This is a genomic window from Mesorhizobium sp. WSM2561, from assembly GCF_000513915.1.
Lineage (GTDB): Bacteria > Pseudomonadota > Alphaproteobacteria > Rhizobiales > Rhizobiaceae > Mesorhizobium > Mesorhizobium muleiense.
In genome coordinates this window covers 81,804-101,415 of the sequence record NZ_AZUX01000021.1, presented here as the reverse complement: position 1 = coordinate 101,415, position 19,612 = coordinate 81,804, and the positions used below count along the sequence as shown (strand labels likewise).

The 19,612-nt window shown below is 62.0% G+C and carries 16 protein-coding genes and 1 pseudogene; 10 read left to right on the top strand and 7 right to left on the bottom strand.

The genetic code is table 11. The annotated features are described in order from the left end of the window. Positions 1-29 precede the first annotated feature (29 nt). From M727_RS0119140 to M727_RS0119130, 3 genes are all read left to right on the top strand, one after another. A complete protein-coding gene (locus M727_RS0119140) occupies positions 30-905 on the top strand; it encodes a DMT family transporter (protein WP_051505651.1) in 876 nt (291 codons plus the stop codon). An 11-nt stretch (positions 906-916) separates the two neighbouring features. Beyond that, a complete protein-coding gene (locus tag M727_RS0119135; protein WP_027154027.1) occupies positions 917-1,708 on the top strand; it encodes an ATP12 family chaperone protein in 792 nt (263 codons plus the stop codon). 262 nt (positions 1,709-1,970) lie between these two features. Beyond that, positions 1,971-3,857: an MFS transporter gene (locus M727_RS0119130; protein ID WP_027154026.1), complete on the top strand. Its 1,887-nt coding sequence runs from the start codon at positions 1,971-1,973 to the stop codon at positions 3,855-3,857. Positions 3,858-3,944: 87 nt separating this feature from the next. Here M727_RS0119130 and M727_RS0119125 read toward each other — a convergent pair whose 3' ends face one another. Next, positions 3,945-4,139 (bottom strand): DUF2735 domain-containing protein, encoded by a 195-nt coding sequence (locus M727_RS0119125; protein ID WP_027154025.1) that lies wholly within the window; start codon positions 4,137-4,139, stop codon positions 3,945-3,947. Here M727_RS0119125 and M727_RS36810 point away from each other — a divergent pair. Further along, a complete protein-coding gene (locus M727_RS36810) occupies positions 4,139-4,351 on the top strand; it encodes a hypothetical protein (RefSeq protein WP_036262683.1) in 213 nt (70 codons plus the stop codon). The genes M727_RS0119125 and M727_RS36810 overlap by 1 nt on opposite strands. Positions 4,352-4,456: 105 nt before the next feature. Beyond that, entirely contained in the window at positions 4,457-5,497 is a 1,041-nt protein-coding gene (locus tag M727_RS0119120) for a glutamine synthetase beta-grasp domain-containing protein (protein ID WP_027154024.1), read from the top strand. A gap of 169 nt (positions 5,498-5,666) precedes the next feature. Here the strand turns inward: M727_RS0119120 and glnA are convergent, their stop codons facing one another. After that, positions 5,667-7,076, bottom strand: a complete 1,410-nt coding sequence (glnA, locus tag M727_RS0119115; RefSeq protein WP_023799265.1) for a type I glutamate--ammonia ligase — start codon at positions 7,074-7,076, stop codon at positions 5,667-5,669. Between the two features lie 54 nt (positions 7,077-7,130). Further along, the gene (locus tag M727_RS0119110; protein ID WP_006205430.1) at positions 7,131-7,469 is read right to left on the bottom strand and encodes a P-II family nitrogen regulator; all 339 of its coding nucleotides are present in this window, start codon (positions 7,467-7,469) and stop codon (positions 7,131-7,133) included. A 457-nt stretch (positions 7,470-7,926) separates the two neighbouring features. Here M727_RS0119110 and M727_RS0119105 point away from each other — a divergent pair, with 457 nt between their 5' ends. Beyond that, on the top strand, positions 7,927-9,459 hold the full coding sequence (locus M727_RS0119105) for an NAD(P)H-hydrate dehydratase (protein WP_027154023.1): 1,533 nt from the start codon (positions 7,927-7,929) through the stop codon (positions 9,457-9,459). Beyond that, positions 9,456-11,459 carry a hypothetical protein gene (locus M727_RS0119100; RefSeq protein WP_027154022.1) on the top strand — a complete coding sequence of 668 codons (2,004 nt, stop codon included), beginning with the start codon at positions 9,456-9,458 and terminating at the stop codon, positions 11,457-11,459. The genes M727_RS0119105 and M727_RS0119100 overlap by 4 nt, the downstream gene beginning before the upstream one ends. A gap of 35 nt (positions 11,460-11,494) precedes the next feature. Here the strand turns inward: M727_RS0119100 and M727_RS0119095 are convergent, their stop codons facing one another. After that, positions 11,495-13,027: an acyl-CoA carboxylase subunit beta gene (locus M727_RS0119095; protein ID WP_027154021.1), complete on the bottom strand. Its 1,533-nt coding sequence runs from the start codon at positions 13,025-13,027 to the stop codon at positions 11,495-11,497. Between the two features lie 275 nt (positions 13,028-13,302). After that, positions 13,303-13,581: a GIY-YIG nuclease family protein gene (locus M727_RS43095; protein WP_036262680.1), complete on the bottom strand. Its 279-nt coding sequence runs from the start codon at positions 13,579-13,581 to the stop codon at positions 13,303-13,305. A 596-nt stretch (positions 13,582-14,177) separates the two neighbouring features. Here M727_RS43095 and M727_RS0119085 point away from each other — a divergent pair. Continuing rightward, positions 14,178-15,581 (top strand): DEAD/DEAH box helicase, encoded by a 1,404-nt coding sequence (locus tag M727_RS0119085; protein ID WP_027154020.1) that lies wholly within the window; start codon positions 14,178-14,180, stop codon positions 15,579-15,581. A 101-nt stretch (positions 15,582-15,682) separates the two neighbouring features. Here the strand turns inward: M727_RS0119085 and M727_RS0119080 are convergent, their stop codons facing one another. Then, complete coding sequence (locus M727_RS0119080; protein ID WP_027154019.1) at positions 15,683-16,657, bottom strand: alpha/beta fold hydrolase; 975 nt, start codon at positions 16,655-16,657, stop codon at positions 15,683-15,685. A 96-nt stretch (positions 16,658-16,753) separates the two neighbouring features. Continuing rightward, positions 16,754-17,576: pseudogene (locus M727_RS36800) on the bottom strand (SDR family oxidoreductase). Positions 17,577-17,790: 214 nt separating this feature from the next. Here M727_RS36800 and M727_RS0119070 point away from each other — a divergent pair. Together M727_RS0119070 and M727_RS0119065 are read left to right on the top strand one after the other, a co-directional pair. Further along, on the top strand, positions 17,791-18,825 hold the full coding sequence (locus M727_RS0119070; RefSeq protein WP_027154018.1) for a cysteine synthase A: 1,035 nt from the start codon (positions 17,791-17,793) through the stop codon (positions 18,823-18,825). Further along, positions 18,825-19,568: an alanyl-tRNA editing protein gene (locus tag M727_RS0119065; protein WP_027154017.1), complete on the top strand. Its 744-nt coding sequence runs from the start codon at positions 18,825-18,827 to the stop codon at positions 19,566-19,568. Before M727_RS0119070 ends, M727_RS0119065 begins: the two co-directional genes overlap by 1 nt. The last annotated feature ends 44 nt before the right edge of the window (positions 19,569-19,612 follow it).

The following is a 19,612-nucleotide window of genomic DNA, read 5'->3' as shown; positions in this document are numbered from 1 at the left end:
ATACGCTCGACCGCCGCGACAGGGTCGACATGGCGGCCGCCGCCATCATGGTCGGGCTGACCTTTTCCTGGGGGCTGAACTACGTCGCCGCCAAGATCTCCTATGCCGGCTACGATCCCGTCTTCCTGTCGATCGCACGGTCGGTCATCGGCGGGCTGTGCGTTCTCGTCTGGTGCCGCTGGCGCGGCATTGCGCTTTTCAGCCGCGACGGAACGCTTGTCGCCGGCATTCTGGCGGGCGCGCTCTTTGGTCTCGAGTTCCTGTTTCTCTATGTCGGGCTCGAGCAGACGACCGTCGCGCGCAACACCTTGCTGGTCAACACCATGCCGTTCTGGGTGCTGGTCGGCGGGCATTTCCTGCTGAACGAACGTATCACCGCGCGCCGGCTCGTCGGCCTTCTGCTCGCTTTCGCCGGTTTGGTCGCGGTGTTCTCCGACCAGTTGAGCGCCGATAACGGTGCGACTCTGATTGGTGATCTGCTCAGTCTCGGCGCCGGCATTTTGTGGGCCTTGACCTACATCGTCATCAAGCGGACGAAATTGGCGGAAACGAGCGCCGAGAAGTTGCTGCTCTACCAACTGGCAGGCGCTGCGATGGTCGGCGCCTTGGTGCTGCCTTTCGCCGGGCCGCCCGTCCGCGACTTCGCCGCTTTGCCGACCTTGGCCTTGCTTTTCCAGGCGGTCTACATCGTCGCCTTCACCTATGTGCTCTGGTTCTGGCTGCTGCGGCGCTATCCGGCATCGGGCCTGTCGAGCTTCACCTTCCTGTCGCCGGTGTTCGGCGTGCTGTGCGGCGCCATCTTCTTGAACGAGCCGCTGACCATCCGTATTTTCCTGGCACTCGGCCTCATCGCAGCCGGTCTGATCATCGTGAATCGGCCGGCCCGAAAACAGATCCCCGGATGAAAGGCTCCGGCATGCGCGATATTCTCAACGACCTCGAAGCGGGAAAGCAGCTTTCCGATCCGGATCCGGTACGCCGTGCTCAGATCCAGATGAAGACGCACCTGCCGAAACGCTTCTACAAAGCCGTCTCGGTCGCACCGGCCGAAGCTGGTTTTGCCGTTCATCTCGATGGCAAGCCGGTCCGCACGCCGGGCAAAGCGCTTCTGATCCTGCCGACCGAAAAAGCCGCCGCTCTGGTCGCCGGCGAGTTCGCTGCGCAAGGTGAGACGATCGACCCGATGACGATGCCGGTCATGCGTCTGGTTAATACGGCCATCGACGGCGTCGCCAGCGACCCGCAGGCGGTGCTGGAGGACGTCCTGCGCTTCGCCTCGTCCGACCTGCTCTGCTATCGCGCCGACGCCCCCCAGGGGCTCGTCGACCGGCAGAACGAATATTGGGATCCCGTCATCGATTGGGCGCGCAGCGCGCTCGGCGCCCGGTTTCACCTCGCCGAAGGGGTGATCCATGTCGAGCAGCCGCGCGAGAGCATTGCGGTGCTCGGCGTTCATCTAGCCCAGCGTGCAGACCCGCTCCGGCTTGCCGCCATCCACGTCATGACGTCGCTGACGGGATCGGCTCTGCTGGCGCTGGCCGTCGATTTCGGCGAGATCGACGGCGAGGCAGCCTGGACCGCCGGTCATGTCGACGAGGACTGGCAGGCCGAGCACTGGGGCCATGACGCGGAAGCCGTCGCCCGCCGTGCCCACCGCAAGCGCGACATGATGGCCGCCGTCGGTCTCCTCGAGGCGCTCAAGGGCTGACGGCAATCGCCGCCCCCTCAATTCGTTTCGCCTTGCCCATCAGAGAGACGTGCGTCCAGTTGGGCGCACTATGCATCGTGCTTTCCGAAGATCGATTCCGATCTTCGGACCGATGCATTGGACCAAAGTCATAATCCCAAAGACGGGCTGCCTCTGGGCGGCGCTTTCTGTCACTTCTCGCGGCGATAGCTGCCCGAGTTCGAGCCCAGAGGCGACACCGCGCAGCATCAAGCACAGCGAGATGTCACGGGAGGACGAATTCATGGCAATGGCAGTGACCGCCGGCAGAGCAAGCCGCGGAATGACGCGGGAAGAGAAGAAAGTCATCTTCGCTTCCTCGCTCGGCACCGTTTTCGAATGGTACGATTTCTATCTCTACGGCGCATTGGCTGCAGCGATCGGCTCGACATTCTTCAACTCATATCCGGAAGCGACGCGCAACATCTTTACGCTGCTGGTTTTCGCCGCTGGCTTCCTCGTGCGCCCGTTCGGCGCGCTGGTGTTCGGCCGCATCGGCGATCTCGTTGGTCGCAAATACACCTTTCTCGTCACCATCATGATCATGGGCCTGTCGACCTTCCTGGTCGGCCTGCTGCCTGGTTCGGCAAGCTGGGGCATTGCAGCGCCCATTATCCTGATTGCGCTGCGCATGCTGCAGGGCCTGGCGCTCGGTGGTGAATATGGTGGTGCGGCGACCTATGTGGCCGAGCATGCGCCCGACGACCGCCGCGGCTTCTATACGTCGTGGATCCAGACGACGGCGACGCTTGGCCTGTTCCTGTCGCTGGTCGTCATTCTTATCGTGCAAAATTCGCTGAGCAAGGAGGATTTCGATGCCTGGGGCTGGCGTGTTCCATTCCTGCTCTCAGCCATTCTGCTCGGCATATCGGTCTGGATTCGCCTGTCGCTTGCCGAATCGCCGACCTTCCAGCGCATGAAGGACGAGGGCAAGGGCTCCAAGGCGCCGCTGACGGAAGCCTTCGGACAGTGGAAGAATGCCAAGATCGCCATTTTGGCGCTTTTCGGCCTTACTGCCGGCCAGGCCGTGGTTTGGTACAATGGCCAATTCTACGCGCTGTTTTTCCTGCAGAACGTGCTCAAGGTCGATGGCCAGTCGGTCAACATCATGATCGCCATCGCGCTGGCGCTCGGCACGATCTTCTTCGTCGTGTTCGGCTGGCTCTCCGACAAGATCGGCCGCAAGCCGATCATCATGGCGGGTCTGGCGCTGGCGATCGTCACCACCTTCCCGCTGTTCAAGGCGCTGACCTGGGCAGCCAACCCGGCGCTCGCCACCGCACAGCAAAACACCCGTGCCACGATTACCGCTGCGCCTGGCGACTGCAAGTTCCAGTTCAATCCGACCGGAACGCGCAAGCCTCTGACGTCGTGCGATATTGCGACGGACTTCCTTGCCAAGAGCTCAGTGCCCTATGACATTGTCACGACAGCGGCGCCGGGGACCGCGGCCAGCGTCAAGATCGGCACCGCAACGGTGGCGTCCTATGACGCCGTGGCAGCCGCAGACAAGGCAACTTCAAGCGACGCCGCGTTCAAGAAGGCAATCAACATTGCATTGCGGGACGGCGGCTATCCGCTGAAGCGTGCTGCGGCCAAGGTCGCCGACCAGAAGCTTGACGCCTTCGTCGCGGCCAATCCGGAACTGAAGCTCGACGCCGCCGCAATCCGCGCCGGCGACAAGACGACGGTTGCTGCCGACCGGGCGATCAAGGACAAGCTGCTGACGGCCGATGAGGCAGCGGCGGTGCCCGAGATCACCGTCTACAATGTCCCGGCGGCTGGCGCCTTTGCGATGTTTGCCGACCCAGAGCAGGTCAGCTGGGCAAAGGTCATTGGCGTCCTGTTCATCCTGGTCCTTTACGTGACCATGGTCTACGGACCGATCGCCGCGATCCTGGTAGAAATGTTCCCGACCCGCATCCGCTATACCGGAATGTCGTTGCCCTATCACATCGGCAATGGCTGGTTCGGCGGCCTGCTGCCGGCGACGGTGTTCGCGCTCAGCGCCTACAGCGGCGATATCTATTACGGCCTCTGGTATCCGGTGGTGATCGCGGCGATGTCGCTGGTCATCGGTACGATCTTTGTCAGGGATACGCTGGGAACGGACTTGCACGCCAAGACCTGATCCTTGCCTGACAGCAAAAATGAAAAGCCCGGCGTGAGTGATCGCGCCGGGCTTTGCAATTCGTCAAAAGCGATGCGGAGGCAAGGTTTAGCTGTTCCGGTCCTGTTTTTCTTCCTCGATGGCCGCTTCGTGATACCAGCCGCTTCCGAAATCAGTACGGTTGCGCAATGAAGCAAGTTCTGCCGCGAACTTAGCCTTTCCGCTTAAATTGGAGGCAGAAGCGCGCGCTGCCACCGGGAACATCAGGATTTTGGCCGACTGACGGGTAGGAGTGATTTCCATTGTCGGTCTCCCTTCTTGTGCAGAGCCTTGCCGATTCAATCATTCCCGAAGATAGGTTCTGCAATCCAGTTAGGCAATATGATTATAAAAAGATCAGTATCTGCCTGTTATTTATGCAGAACATGCTTGTGATTGATCCGGGCGCATTGCGATTACGCGGCAGCGGATTTGTCGGGATGCGGCGTCAGTTTTGTCGCATCCTTGGCCGGTGAAAATGGCACACGAATTGCTTTTTAATAATCCGGCAGGTCGGCTGCAGGGTGGCTGGCATGCCGGCGCCGTCCAAGGTTCGGTGATCAAAGCAACGAGAGGCTAGAATGACGAAATACAAGCTCGAGTACATTTGGCTCGATGGATACACCCCGGTTCCCAACCTTCGTGGAAAGACGCAGATCAAGGAATATGCCGAATTCCCGACGCTCGACCAGCTTCCGCTGTGGGGTTTCGACGGTTCCTCGACCATGCAGGCCGAAGGCCACTCGTCCGACTGCGTGCTGAAGCCGGTCGCCATCTATCCCGATCCCGCGCGCAGCAATGGCGTGCTCGTCATGTGCGAAGTCATGATGCCGGACGGCGTGACGCCGCATGCATCCAACAAGCGCGCCACCATCCTCGACGACGAGGGCGCCTGGTTCGGCTTCGAGCAGGAGTATTTCTTCTACAAGGACGGCCGCCCGCTCGGCTTCCCCGAGAGCGGCTACCCCGCGCCGCAAGGCCCGTACTACACCGGCGTCGGCTACAGCAACGTTGGCAGCGTCGCCAGGCAGATCGTCGAGGAGCATCTCGACCTCTGCCTTGCCGCCGGCATCAACCATGAAGGCATCAACGCCGAGGTGGCCAAGGGCCAGTGGGAATTCCAGATTTTTGGCAAGGGCTCCAAGAAGGCCGCCGACCAGATGTGGATGGCCCGCTACCTGATGCAGCGCCTCACCGAGAAATACGGCATCGATATCGAATACCACTGCAAGCCGCTCGGCGACACCGACTGGAATGGTTCCGGCATGCACGCCAACTTCTCGACCGCTTACATGCGCGAAGTCGGCGGCAAGGACTATTTCGAGGCGCTGATGGCCGCCTTCGACAAGAACCTGATGGATCACATCGCCGTCTACGGGCCGGACAACGACAAGCGTCTGACCGGCAAGCATGAGACCGCGCCATGGAACAGGTTCAGCTATGGCATCGCCGACCGCGGCGCCTCGATCCGCGTGCCGCATTCCTTCATCAACAACGGCTACAAGGGCTATCTCGAGGATCGCCGCCCGAACTCGCAGGGCGACCCCTACCAGATCGCCTCGCAGATCCTGAAGACGATCGCCTCCGTCCCGACCAGCGCCGAGGTTTCGGCTGCCGCTTGAGCACGCATCACGGCGCAGACTTTTCTGTCTGCGCCGTGACTGTTCTCCGTCGCGTCGGCCATTTGCCAGGGCGACAACACCAACTGCTGGATTGAGTGTTCGCCATCCCAAACAAAAAAACCCGCCGGATCGCTCCGGCGGGGTTTTGTTTGTCGCTTAGCTCGTCCGGTCAGACCGAATAATACATGTCGTATTCGACCGGATGCGGGGTCATTTCGAAGCGCATCACTTCGGCCATCTTGAGCTCGATATAGCTGTCGATCTGGTCATCGTCGAATACGCCGCCGGCCTTCAGGAAGCCCCGGTCCTTGTCGAGGCTCTGCAGGGCTTCGCGCAACGAGCCGCAGACGGTCGGGATCTTTTTCAATTCCTTCGGCGGCAGGTCGTAGAGATCCTTGTCCATCGGCTGTCCCGGATGGATCTTGTTCTTGATGCCGTCGAGGCCGGCCATCAGCATGGCGGCAAAGGCGAGGTAGGGGTTGGCGCCCGGATCGGGGAAGCGGACCTCGACGCGCTTGGACTTCGGCGACGAGCCGAATGGAATGCGGCAGGAGGCAGAGCGGTTGCGCGCCGAGTAGGCAAGCAGCACCGGTGCTTCATAGCCCGGCACGAGGCGCTTGTAGGAATTGGTCAGCGGGTTGGTGAAGGCGTTGATCGCCTTGGCGTGCTTTATGATGCCGCCGATGTAGAACAGGCAGCTCTCCGAGAGGCCGGCATATTCGTTGCCGGCGAAGGTCGGCTTGCCGCCCTTCCAGATCGACTGGTGGACGTGCATGCCCGAGCCGTTGTCGCCGAACACCGGCTTCGGCATGAAGGTGGCCGTCTTGCCGTAGGCGTTGGCGACCTGGTGCACGACATATTTGTAGATCAGCATCTTGTCGGCGTTGCGGACCAGCGTGTCGAACTTGATGCCGAGTTCGTGCTGGGCAGCGGCCACTTCGTGGTGGTGCTTTTCGACACGCACGCCCATTTCGGCGAGCACGGTCAGCATTTCGGAGCGCATGTCCTGCGCCGAGTCGATCGGCGGCACCGGGAAATAGCCGCCCTTGATGCGCGGGCGGTGGCCGAGATTGCCGGTCTCGTAGTCGGTGTCGTCGTTGGACGGCAATTCGGTGGAGTCGAGCTTGAAGCCGGTGTTGTACGGATCGGCCTTGTACTTGACGTCGTCGAACACGAAGAACTCGGCTTCCGGGCCGACGAAGATCTGATCGCCGATGCCTTCCGCTTTCATATAGGCTTCAGCTTTCTTGGCGGTGCCGCGCGGGTCGCGGTTGTAGGATTCTCCGGAGATCGGATCGAGGATATCGCACAGGATGACCATGGTCGACTGCGCGAAGAACGGGTCCATATGCACCGTCTCGGTGTCGGGCATCAGCACCATGTCGGACTCGTTGATCGCCTTCCAGCCGGCGATGGAGGACCCGTCGAACATGACGCCGTCGGCAAACATGTCTTCCTCGACCTCAACGACATCCATCGTCACGTGCTGCAGCTTGCCCTTCGGATCTGTGAAGCGCAGGTCAACGAATTTCACGTCGTTGTCCTTGATCTGCTTCATGATGTCTTTGGCTGTCGTCATGTCATGTTTCCCTGTCTGATGACGTTTCGAGGAGATGATCTGAAATCAGAATCCTCAGACCGCGTCCATCCCTGTTTCGCCGGTGCGGATGCGCACGACTTCCTCGATGTTGGAGACGAAGATCTTGCCGTCGCCGATGCGGCCGGTCTGGGCCGCCTTGCGAATGGCTTCGATCGCGCCTTCGACCGCGTCGTCGCCGAGCACGACCTCGATCTTCACCTTGGGCAGAAAATCCACGACATATTCAGCGCCGCGATAGAGTTCGGTATGGCCCTTCTGCCGGCCAAAACCCTTGGCCTCCGTTACGGTGATGCCTTGCAGCCCGGCCTCCTGAAGCGCTTCCTTCACTTCGTCTAGCTTGAACGGCTTGATGATCGCTTCGATCTTTTTCATGTAAAAAGTGGCCTCCACTGTCAAAAAAGACGGGTTGTGAGCCCCGCTTGCGCCTCTTTCAAGCACGAACTGTGCCAATTTGAGGGGATTCGAAGCGGTATCACGCGATTTCGATGCCATGCCGCGTTGAGGGCTAAATTCGCGTCATTCGCTGCGTTGGATGCGCCATGGATACTGGGAACCTACACATTGTCGGCGCTACCGTCCGCACAATAATTGGGCAGATAGAGCATTTCGCGGGCAATTGTGCTTCGACGACGCCATTGTCCCTAACGATGTGCTTACAGATCGTGCCATTTCATCGCCGTTTGCTTCGAACCGAAAACTGGACAATGTTTGACCACAGGGATCGGGGTTTGACCACAAGGATCGGGGTTTGACCACAAGGATCGGGGTTTGAACACAGGGATCGGGTTTGACCACAGGATCGGGCTTGAGCCAATGCGGATCGGCATCCATGAGCAATGAAATTCTGTCTCCGGCCGAAATGGCTGAGGCCGACCGGTTGACGATTTCCGCCGGACCACGCGACGGCATTGGCCTGATGCGCAATGCAGGTTCCGCAGTCGCTGCGGTAGTGCTCGCCCATTTCCCGGCTGCCAGGCGCGTCCACGTGCTGTGCGGGCCCGGCAACAATGGCGGCGATGGATATGTCGTCGCCCGCATTCTAAGGGACAGCGCCGTCGACGTCTTGCTGTGGGCATCCGGCTCTCCCAAAGCCGGCAGCGACGCGGCGCTCGCCGCGTCGGAATGCCCGGTCAGGCCCCGGCCACTGTCGGAATTTGCTGCCGATAAAGGTTCGATCCTGGTCGATGCGCTTTATGGGGCAGGGCTGTCCAAGCCGCTGTCCGGTGATGCCGCCAGGGCGGTCGAGGTTGCGACAGAACTGAACCTGCCCGTCGTAGCGGTCGATCTGCCCTCGGGCGTGTCAGGCGAGAGCGGCCAGATTTTCGGCCGGGCATTCCGCGCCCGAATCACGGTAACATTCGCGCGAAAAAAGCCCGGCCATCTGCTGTTGCCGGGGCGCGGGATGTGCGGCGAGCTGGTGCTTGCCGACATCGGCATTGGCGGCGATATCGTTGCGCAGCTTGCACCGCGAACCTTCGAGAACATCCCGCCGCTTTGGCTCGAAAATTTCCCGGTCCCAGCCGTCGACGCGCATAAATACAGGCGCGGCCATGTCGGCGTCTTTTCCGGCGGGCCGTCGGCGACGGGTGCCGCACGGCTATCGGCGCTTGCCGCGGCCAGAAGCGGGGCAGGGGCGGTGACCGTGTTGTCGCCGGGCAACGCCGTGCAGGTGAATGCCGCGCATCTGACTTCGATCATGCTGAAAAAGGCCGACAGCATCGCGGACGTGCAGGAATTCATCGACGGCCGCCGGCCATCGGCATTTGTCCTCGGACCCGGATTTGGCGTTGGCGAGAAAACACGCGATTTTGCCCTTGGCGTACTGGCCACCGGGGGGCGGCAAGACGGCAAGGTCGACGGGCTGGTGCTCGATGCCGATGGCATCACCGCGTTTCACGATACCGCGAACGTTCTGTTCGTCGCCGCCCGTCGCCCGAACGCGCCAGCGTTGGTGCTGACGCCGCATGAGGGCGAATTCGCCAGGCTGTTTGCGGACATCGCCGGAGACAAGACCCTGTCCAAGCTGGCCAAGGCGCGCGCTGCCGCCGAGCGCGCCGGCGCCATCGTCGTCTACAAGGGCGCGGACACGGTGATCGCGACGCCCGATGGCAGGGCGGCGATCAACGGCAACGGCGCGCCATGGCTGGCCACCGCCGGTTCGGGCGACGTGCTGTCGGGCATCATCGCCGGCTTCCTGGCGCAAGGCATGCCGGCTTTCGAAGCCGCCTGCGCGGCGGTCTGGATCCATGCCGAGGCCGGCAGCCGTTTCGGACCTGGGCTGATCGCTGAAGACTTGCCGCTGGCGCTGGTGCCGGTGCTGCGCGAGCTTGCCGAAAATCGCAACGGGATGACCGCTGAATGAACCGTCGGCTCGCCTTGATCGCTGTGATTTTCGCCAATTTTTTCTTGGCCAGCCTGGCGCGCGCCGAAGGTCCGGTGATGATCGTCGACGATCCGGCCGTGCTGGCCGGTCTCGACGCCAGGGGTTTTGATTTCGCCGGCATTTTCGATGTCGACGGCAAGAGCGACCTGAAGACGCTCTATGACAATGCGCCGGCCTATCATCAGATCGTCGAAACGATTGGCGGCGATGTCGCCGCGCTGCGCGCCGAGATGAAGGCTGGCGGGCGGCCGCTCTATGAAGTCACCGACGGCAATGTCGGCCGCATCATCGACATGCGCTGGCTGAAGACCGACGCCGCGCGCTTCCGGCTGGTCGGTGTCGTCAACCGGCTCGATCGGCGTGATTTCGCCGAGATACGAGGCGATGGGGGCTGCGGCGAGGTGCGTTTCATCTATCGCCTCGCCTACAACTTCAAGAAAAACGGCAAGGTTCTGGCCTCGCGGTTGCCGTTCAATTTCAATGCCATCTATAGCGTCGCGCCGGACGCCGATGGCGGCTGCGTCGGCGTTGCCGGACGCTGGACGCCGCAGCTCGACGAGACCGTCGATATCGGCTGGCTCATCGGCGGGCCGCTTGAAAAGGCCGGGCTGAGTTTCAAGCAGCTCGAGCTCAACGCACAGTTGGTGCGCTTTCCCTCCGGCCAGGAAACCCAATTTGGCGGACAGGCTGCCTACCTCATGCGGATTTTTGGCATCGATGGAGAGACGGTCAGCGAAAAGCCGCTGGAAAACACGCCGGATGTGGCGCTGCTCTCGGAAGACGCCGCGCTGAAAGCAAAACTTGCCGACTATATCAGCGCCAATCTCGCGGCGGTCGATCTCGGCGTCTACGAAATCCCCAATGAATTCCTGGCGAAGAAAGTCGTCTCGTGGTCGACTTTCGGCAGCGCCAGGCAGGCCAATCACTCGTTCACGCCGCTGTTCCAGCCTGCGGATTTTTCCGGGCTGGACTATTCCGCGCTGAAGCTGCTGCGCACACCGGAAGCGCTGATCGAGCGTCTCGACAATGGCGCCTGCCAGGGTTGCCATCAGGCGGGTTCGACCGCCGGTTTCCATTTCATCGGCGTCGACGACAAGACGACATCGCCGCTGAACCGCATCGAGGTCGGCATCTCGCCGCATCTTCATGCCGAGATGCCGCGGCGCGAAGCCTGGCTGCGTGCGACCGCCGACGGCAAAGAGCCGAACCGCCTCCGCCCGCTGTCCTTCGCGCCGCCGGCCGCATGGAAAGACGCCGGCGAGGTCGCTTACGCACCGGCCGAGATGGCGATGCCGTGTTTGATGCCGGAGGATGCGGCCCGCTTCGGCACGACCTGGCAATGCGGCGGCGGCACCGTCTGCACGGCGCTGGCGACGGCATCGGGGGTGCGGACGAAACTGGCGCAATGCCTGCTGCCCAAGGACAGCGAAAAGATGTTTTCCGGCCATCCATGCCTGACCGGCTCGATCGCCAGCAACGGCACGCAGCCTTTCAATGACCGCTACAGCATTACCGGCCAGTTCGCGGCCTTCGCCACCGACATTTCGCGCACCGCCTACACCTGCCGGCCGCCGAAGATCGGTGTGCCTTCCGGCATCGCCTATCGCGGCTGCAACGACAAGGACCGTGCCTTTGCCGGCTTCAAGCCGGGCAAGCCGATGCCGAACGAGATCTGCGGGCTGGTCGGCGGCAAAAAATTCGACATCTGCGTGGCGACCAACAATTTCGACCAGTGCTTGGGCGGCGCCGTCAATCGCGGCAACCGGCCGGCTTGCTCGGCCGATCATTTCTGCCGCGAAGATTACATGTGCCAATCGCTGCCGCCCGACACGCCTGGTATCGGCAAGGTGAAAGGTGTCGGCTTCTGCTCGCCGACCTATTTTATCTTCCAGATGCGCATCGACAATCATGCCACGCCGTGGTCGGGCGCCGTCCGCGCGACGATGGGCGCAGGGTTCGGCGCCGCGGAAGCGGAGTGAGCTTTTGCTGTGGTCGCTTTCGCGACATCAGTGCCTTACAACGGAATGTTGTCGTGTTTCTTCCAGGGGTTCTGCATGTCCTTGTTGCGCAGCATGCGCAGCGCGCGCGCAATGCGGCGGCGGGTCGAATGCGGCATGATCACCTCATCGACGTAGCCGCGCTCGGCGGCGACGAAGGGCGACAGGAAGCGATCCTCGTAAGCCTTTGTATGTGCTGCGATCTTCTCCGCATCGCCGATGTCCTTGCGATAGATGATCTCGACCGCGCCCCTGGCGCCCATCACTGCGATCTGCGCCGTCGGCCAGGCATAGTTCATGTCGCCGCGCAGATGCTTCGACGCCATCACGTCATAAGCGCCGCCATAGGCTTTTCGGGTGATCACGGTGATCTTCGGGACGGTCGCTTCGGCATAGGCGAACAAGAGCTTGGCGCCGTGTTTGATCAGCCCGCCATATTCCTGGGCGGTGCCGGGCAGGAAACCTGGAACGTCGACGAAGGTGACGATCGGAATTGAAAAACAGTCGCAGAAGCGTACGAACCGCGCCGCCTTGCGACTGGCGTCCGAATCGAGCACGCCGGCCAGCACCATCGGCTGGTTGGCGACGAAGCCGACCGTGCGCCCTTCGACGCGCCCGAAGCCGGTTACGATGTTTTTTGCAAAATCCTGCTGGATCTCGAAGAAGTCACCCTCATCGGCAACTTTAAGGATCAACTCCTTGATGTCGTAAGGTTTGTTGGCATTGTCGGGGATCAGTCGGTCGAGCGACAGATCATGATCGGTGACCGACTGATAACATTCGATCTCGGGGATTTCAGCCGTGTTGGAGGCAGGCAGCAGATCGACCAGCCGGCGCATCTGCAGCAGCGCCTCGACGTCATTGTCGTAAGCGCCATCGGCGATCGACGACTTCGTCGTGTGAACCAAGGCGCCGCCGAGGCTCTCGGCGGTTACCGTCTCGTTGGTGACGGTCTTCACCACGTCCGGGCCGGTGACGAACATGTAGGAGGTGCCGCGCACCATGAAGATGAAGTCGGTCATTGCCGGCGAATAGACGTCGCCGCCGGCGCAAGGGCCCATGATCACTGAAATCTGCGGGATGACGCCGGAGGCGAGCACATTGCGCTGGAATATCTCGGCATAGCCGCCAAGTGCTGCCACGCCTTCCTGGATGCGGGCCCCGCCGGCGTCGTAGAGGCCGATGATCGGCGCGCGGTTGCGCAGCGCCATCTCCTGCACCTTGACGACCTTTTCGGCGTGGGCCTCGGACAGCGAGCCGCCGAACACGGTAAAATCCTTGGCGAAGACATAGACCGGCCGGCCGTTGACGGTACCCCAGCCGGTGACGACGCCGTCGCCGGCGATCTTGGTTTTCTCCATGCCGAAATCGGTCGAGCGATGCTCGACATACATGTCGAACTCCTCGAACGAGCCTTCGTCGAGAAAGACGTCGATGCGTTCTCGCGCGGTGAGTTTGCCCTTCTTGTGCTGAGCGTCGATACGGGCCTTGCCACCGCCCATACGCGCCATGGCGCGGCGGCGCTCGAGTTCCTTCAGCACGTCCTTCATCGCTCGGTCCCCAAAGAGAAGCTGATTTGTGGTAATCATGGCGGTAAGCGAGCGCAAGCGCCGCTTTTCGGCCTGCTTGTTTTCGCAACGCTGGCCGTGCTTTCGCCGTCGGTCTCGATACGCTGGCGGGCATAGCTGGCCGTCTGTTAGGTGCGGCTTACCAACCGCTCTCGCTTTCCATGCTCCCCCGTTTCGCTCGCTGGGGCAGCGCCCGCCGCAAACGGGCCGATGTCAGTGCAAACGTTTGAGATTAGCCGAAGCATTCCTCCACCTCGTCATCCTAGGGCGGAGCAAGGAGCGAAGCGACGCGCGCAGACCCTGGGATCCATGCCGTGACATCCGCCGAAGAATGCAGCGGACCAGAACCGAACGCTACCACCCGGTGCCGCGAAAAAGTCGAAGTGCTCCTCGTACCAGACCAGACGCTGCGCGCCGTAGCGGCTGGTGAAGCGCGAGCCTTGGCCGGATTTATGCTCCGGCATGCGGCGGCCTAGGTCGTTGGTGACGCCGATGTAGATCGTGCCACGCTTCTGGCTTGCAGTCATATAGGTCATGGTGGAAGGGTAGCTGGCACCGTCGCGGATACAGGCGCCATTCTGAGCCGCTGCATTCTTCGGCTGGCGTAACGGCATGGATCCTAGGGTCTGCGTCGCTTCGCTCCTTGCTTTGCCCTAGGATGACGAAGGCGTGGATAGAATTTGGCCAATCGCCAGCGTATCGGGTGAAAGACACTCAAACAGAGTTCTGTTCGTCCAGCATGGGGCGAGGGAATGGCCGGGAGACGTTTGAGCAGACCTTCACGGCTGCTCGTCGTGCTGTTTTTGCTGCGCTGCAACATGACGGCCCTTGCATTTCGCGGCGAACTGGGCCATATGCGGCGGCATAGGCGCTTGGGCCGGGACCTATCCGGCCTTCTCGACGAATGAGACTGGTTGCGTCTGTTTTCCCTCTTTCCGGCATATCGGCAAGGCGGCGAAAAAGCCCCGTGGCATGATGCCTGCGGGCACGACAGCGCAGCCGTGCGGACGATAGCGTCCGCCCGCCTTGTCGTTTCATGACAGTTTTTCGACGGCAGGTTGCGCCCTGCCGCCATTGATGTTTGCGGCCAGGAGCCGCGTGAAAGAAGAATATTTTGAACAACGAAAACACTTTGACCGGTAACGACAATCTGACCGGTAATGACACTGGCGAACTTTCGGGTTTCGCAGCACTTGGCATTACGGGCGCGCTGCTCAAGGCTACCCATGGCGCAGGCTTCACCGAGCCGAAGCCGATCCAGGCCCAGGCGATCCCGCCGCAGCTGGAAGGCCGTGACATTTTCGGCATCGCCCAGACCGGTTCGGGCAAGACCGCGGCGTTCGCGCTGCCGATCCTGTCGAAGATCATCGCGCTCGGCACCAAGCGCCGGCCGAAGACCGCTCGTGCGCTGATCCTGGCGCCGACGCGTGAGCTCGCCGTGCAGATCGAAGAGATGATCAAGCTGCTCGCCAAGGGCGCGCATGTCTCGACAGCACTCGTGCTTGGCGGCGTCTCGCGCTTCAGCCAGGTGAAGAAGATCGCTCCCGGCGTCGACATTTTGATTGCCACGCCCGGCCGGCTGACCGATCTGGTGCGTGAGGGCGACCTCGTGCTTGCCGACACCAAATGGCTGGTGCTCGACGAAGGCGACCGCATGCTCGACATGGGCTTCATCAACGACGTCAAGCGCATCGCCAGGGCGACCGCGCCGGACCGTCAGACGGTGCTGTTCTCGGCGACCATGCCGGCCGAAATCGCCGAGCTGGCCAAGGGTCTGCTGAAGAACCCGATCCGCGTCGAAGTGGCGCCGCACAGCACTGCGGCGGCCGAGATCGTGCAGGGCGTCGTCTTTGCCCGCACCAAGCAGAAGCGCCAGGTTCTGGCGACGATGCTCGCCGACGAGGCGATGAAGTCCGTCATCATCTTTTCGCGCACCAAGCATGGCGCCGACAGGGTGACCAAGGACCTCGAGCGCGATGGCTTCAAGGCCGCCGTCATCCACGGCAACAAGTCGCAGAACGCCCGCCAGAAGGCGCTGAACGATTTCCGCGAGGGTTCGGTGCGCATTCTTGTGGCGACCGATATCGCGGCGCGCGGCATCGACGTGCCCGGCATCAGCCATGTGGTGAATTTCGACCTGCCGGATGAGGCGGAGAGCTATGTCCACCGCATCGGCCGCACCGGCCGTAACGGCATGGACGGCATCGCCATCACGCTTTGCGACCCGTCCGAAAACAGCAAGCTGCGTCAGGTCGAGCGCATCATCCGCACCAAGCTGCCGATCGTTGCCGATCATCTCGGCAGTCCCGACCCGCAGCGCAATCCTGCCGAAAAGAACGAGCGCAGCTTCGAGCCGGCCAACGATCGCAATGGTCGTCGCGATGGCAGGCGGCCGGGCGGCCACAACAACGGCAACAAACGCTTCGGCGACAAGCCGGCCTTCGCCGGCGAGCGCAAGCCGGAAGGCGCCAAGGCGTTCAAGGGCAACAACAAGCGTCGTTTCGGCGGCAAGCGGCCAGCAGCGCGGGCTGCGTAACCAGATAGTGCATCCGGCCCGCGCCGGTCGGCTCGGCCCGGCTGCTCACAATTGAAAAAGGCGATCGGAGCGATGCTTCGGTCGCCTTTTTCGCCTGAGACCTACTTCACCACCGCCTGTACCCAGACGACAATGCGCTGCGCGAGGAAAGCTGTGGTTGCTGGCGACAGCGCGTCTCCGGCAATGACATGATTGTCCCGATCGCCGGTATCGTCGACCGGCACCAGTTCGTGCGCCGCGCCCCAGCGCCCGGCGATGTCGCGGGTGCGGTCCGGCCGCACGATCCTGTCCGAATCGGAAAAGATGAAGAGGGCAGGGATGGTCGCCTTCTCCACCGGCGCGCCATAGGCAAGTTCGGTCAGCGCCACCATCGGCAGCGTCGCCGCGATCGGATAGCGCCAGGTCCAGAATTTCTCGTGCAGCGCATTGCGTGGCACGAAGCTGCGCTCCTTGCCGGCGACCAGCTCGGCGATCTCTCGGCCCCACGGCATGGTCAGAAGTTCGGCGCCGGAAGCCTTGACGCCGAAATTCGGCGAGATGAACGCTATTGCCGCCACCCCGTCCGATGCGCCCGGCTGCGTCGCAGCCCAGGCTGCCAGCGAGCCGCCGGTCGAGGTGGCGATGACGATCACCTTGTCGCCGATCGCTCGGCCAATGGCGAGCGCTTCCTCATAGTCGTTGATCCAGGCGTTGACGCTGCCGTCGGCTATTGCGGCACCGCCCTGTCCGTGGCCGGTGAGGCGGGTGTAGTAAAGATTGGCGTCGAGCTGGTCGGCCATCTCGTCGGGAAGCGGACGAACCTCGCCCTTCGACGCGGAAAAGCCGTGGATATAAACGATCGACAGCGGCGTCCTGGCGTGGACCATCGGATTGGCCCAGATGATTTCCTTTTCCAGCCCGTCGTGGATATCAGGTACGGCCGCCTCCTTGCGTGCCAGATAGGCTTGCGGGTCATCGCCGATCACCGAAGGATCGAAGCGGATCGTGGTGTCGGCTGGGACGCGCGGGCCAAAGACGTAGGCAAGGACGAGAATGACGGCGAGACCCAATACCGCAAGCACGATCCGTCGCCCCATCGCAGACTCCATGCAATTAATCTCAACCTATGGCCACGATGACAAACAGGCAACGACGTCCCGCCGGCGGCGGGAGCGCCAACTTTGATGGCCGGTCTATTCGCTCGGCGGCTTGCGGTCGAAATTAAGCGGACGCGCCTTCCAGCGGGTCGCGGTGCTGATGACCCATCGGCAGAACGGTCTCGGCAGGATTCTGAGCAGCTTCAGGCCCCAGCACAAGCGCCACGGGAAGGTGACTTCGAAGCCGCCGGACCTGATGCCGCGCGCCATGCGGCGCGAGGCGCGATTGACGGGCATCAGCCCGGGCATCGGCAGCAAATTCTTCTCGGTCAGCGGGGTGTCGACGAAGCCCGGGTTTATCACCTGGATGCGGACGTTCATCTTGTCGAAATCGTACTTCAGCGACTCGGCGAGGATATTGATCGCCGCCTTGGTGCCGCCATAGGCGGCCGTGGTCGGCCAGCCGAAATAGGCAGTGACCGAACCGACCAGGACGATTTGGCCGCGCGCGCGGACGCGCATGCGCTCGATGACCGGCACCAGGCCATTGATGATGCCGAAATAATTGACATCGAAGGACTGGCGAAATCCACGGACAGTGAGGTCTTCGCCGGCGGTCGCAATATAGCTCCCGGCATTGAACACGGCCAAGACGATCGGGCCGAGATCCTTCTCGATCGCCGCGACCGTCCTTGCCATGCGTTCTTCGTCGGTGACGTCGCAAGGATAGGCCGTGGACGTGGCCCGGCATCTGCGCCGTCTCGACAACAAGCGTGTCGATCGGATCGTCGTCGAGCGCCGTCACCGCGACGACATAGCCTTGCGCCGCAAGGTCCTTGGCCAGTGAACGGCCGATGCCGCTGCTGCCGCCGGTAATCCAGGCGACGCCGTGCTTCGGGTCGGCCCGATAGAGTGTCATGCTATGCCCTGCGACTTTTTCCTGGCCTGTGCTCTAGCGGTGAAGAAATCGGATGAAAAGAGCGCTTTTCAATGGTGAGCTTCAATGATTGGCGCAACGCAACATCTGTTTTAGGAAATTGCAGCCCGGAAATGCCGCTGGACCAGGCAAATTCTTGCCTTGAAACCCAAGCTTCGGGTTTCTAGGGTTCGGCCGCAAGCATAAAGGAATCTCCATGCCCCGTTCTGTGATCGAAGCGATCGGCAATACGCCTCTGATCCGCCTCAACAAAGCCTCGGAAGAAACCGGCTGCGAGATCCTGGGCAAGGCCGAATTCATGAATCCGGGCCAGTCGGTCAAGGACCGTGCCGCGCTGTTCATCATCCGCGACGCCGAGCAGCGCGGACTTTTGAGGCCGGGCGGGGTGATCGTCGAGGGGACGGCCGGCAACACCGGCATCGGATTGACGCTGGTTGCCAAGGCGCTTGGCTACCGCACCGTAATCGTCATCCCGGAGACGCAAAGCCAGGAGAAGAAGGACACGATCAGATTGCTCGGCGCCGAGTTGATCGAGGTGCCTGCCGTTCCCTACAAGAACCCCAACAATTATGTGAAACTGTCGGGCCGCCTGGCCGAGCAGATGGCCCGGTCCGAGCCGAACGGCGCGATCTGGGCCAATCAGTTCGACAACGTCGCCAACCGTGATGGCCATACCCGCACCACGGCGGAAGAAATCTGGGCCCAGACCGGCGGCAAGGTCGACGGTTTCGTCTCGGCGGTCGGCTCCGGCGGAACGCTGGCCGGGGTCGCCTTCGGGCTCAAGGCCAGGAGCAAGGACGTCAAGATCGCGCTCGCCGATCCGCTCGGTGCGGCGCTCTATAGCTTCTACACCACCGGCGAGCTGAAATCCGAAGGCAGCTCGATCACCGAAGGCATCGGGCAGGGGCGGGTCACCGCCAATCTGGAAGGGTTCACACCGGATTTCTCCTTCCAGATTCCGGACGAGGACGCGCTGCCTATCGTCTTCGACCTGATCCAGGAGGAAGGCCTGTGTGTCGGCGGCTCGACCGGCATCAACATTGCCGGCGCGATCCGGCTGGCACGTGAGATGGGTCCCGGCCACACCATCGTGACCGTGCTTTGTGACTACGGCACGCGCTATCAGTCGAAATTGTTCAACCCGGAATTCCTGCGTCAAAAGCAGCTGCCGGTGCCGGGCTGGATGGAACAGCGCAGCACAATCTCGGTGCCGTTCGAAGAGGTTGCGTGATGGCTTACAGGACGGATGCCCTGTTTCGCGACGACGTCTATCTCAGGACGGCTGATGCCGTGGTTGTCGCCGTCAACGACCGTGGCGGCATCATTCTGGACCGGACGATCTTCTATGCCACGTCGGGCGGGCAGCCTGGTGATACGGGCACCCTCGAACGCGCCGATGGCAGCCTGATCGCTGTTGCCGCCACCATCACCGGTGAGACCAAGGATGACATCATCCATGTGCCGCCGCCTGAGCAGGCGGTGCCTGAGGTCGGCGAGCCGGTAAAGCTTGCCCTCGATTGGGAGAGGCGGCATCTGCTGATGCGCATGCACACAGCCTGCCACTTGCTTACCGTCGTCTGCCCGTTCCCGATCACCGGTGCCTCGGTTTCCGAGGACGACAGCCGTATCGATTTCGATATTCCGGATGCCGGCTTCACCAGGGAAGACGTGACGGCCCGGCTGATGGAATTGGTGCGGGCCGACCAACCGGTCTTTGTCAGGCTGATCACCGACGAGGAGTTGGCGGCCAATCCGGGACTGGTGAAATCGAAGAATGTTCGGCCGCCGGTCGGCACGGGCAAGATCCGCTTGGTCTGCATTGGCGAGAACGCCTCGATCGACAGCCAGCCTTGCGGCGGCACTCATGTGAAGAGCACTGGAGAAGTCGGCGAGATACATATCGGCAAGATCGAGAAGAAGGGTCGCGAGAACCGGCGCTTCCGAATACGCTTTGGACCAATGCCGCCGGCCTGATAAACAGCCGGCCTGATAAACAGATTGTCGAAGGCGGGCAGGAG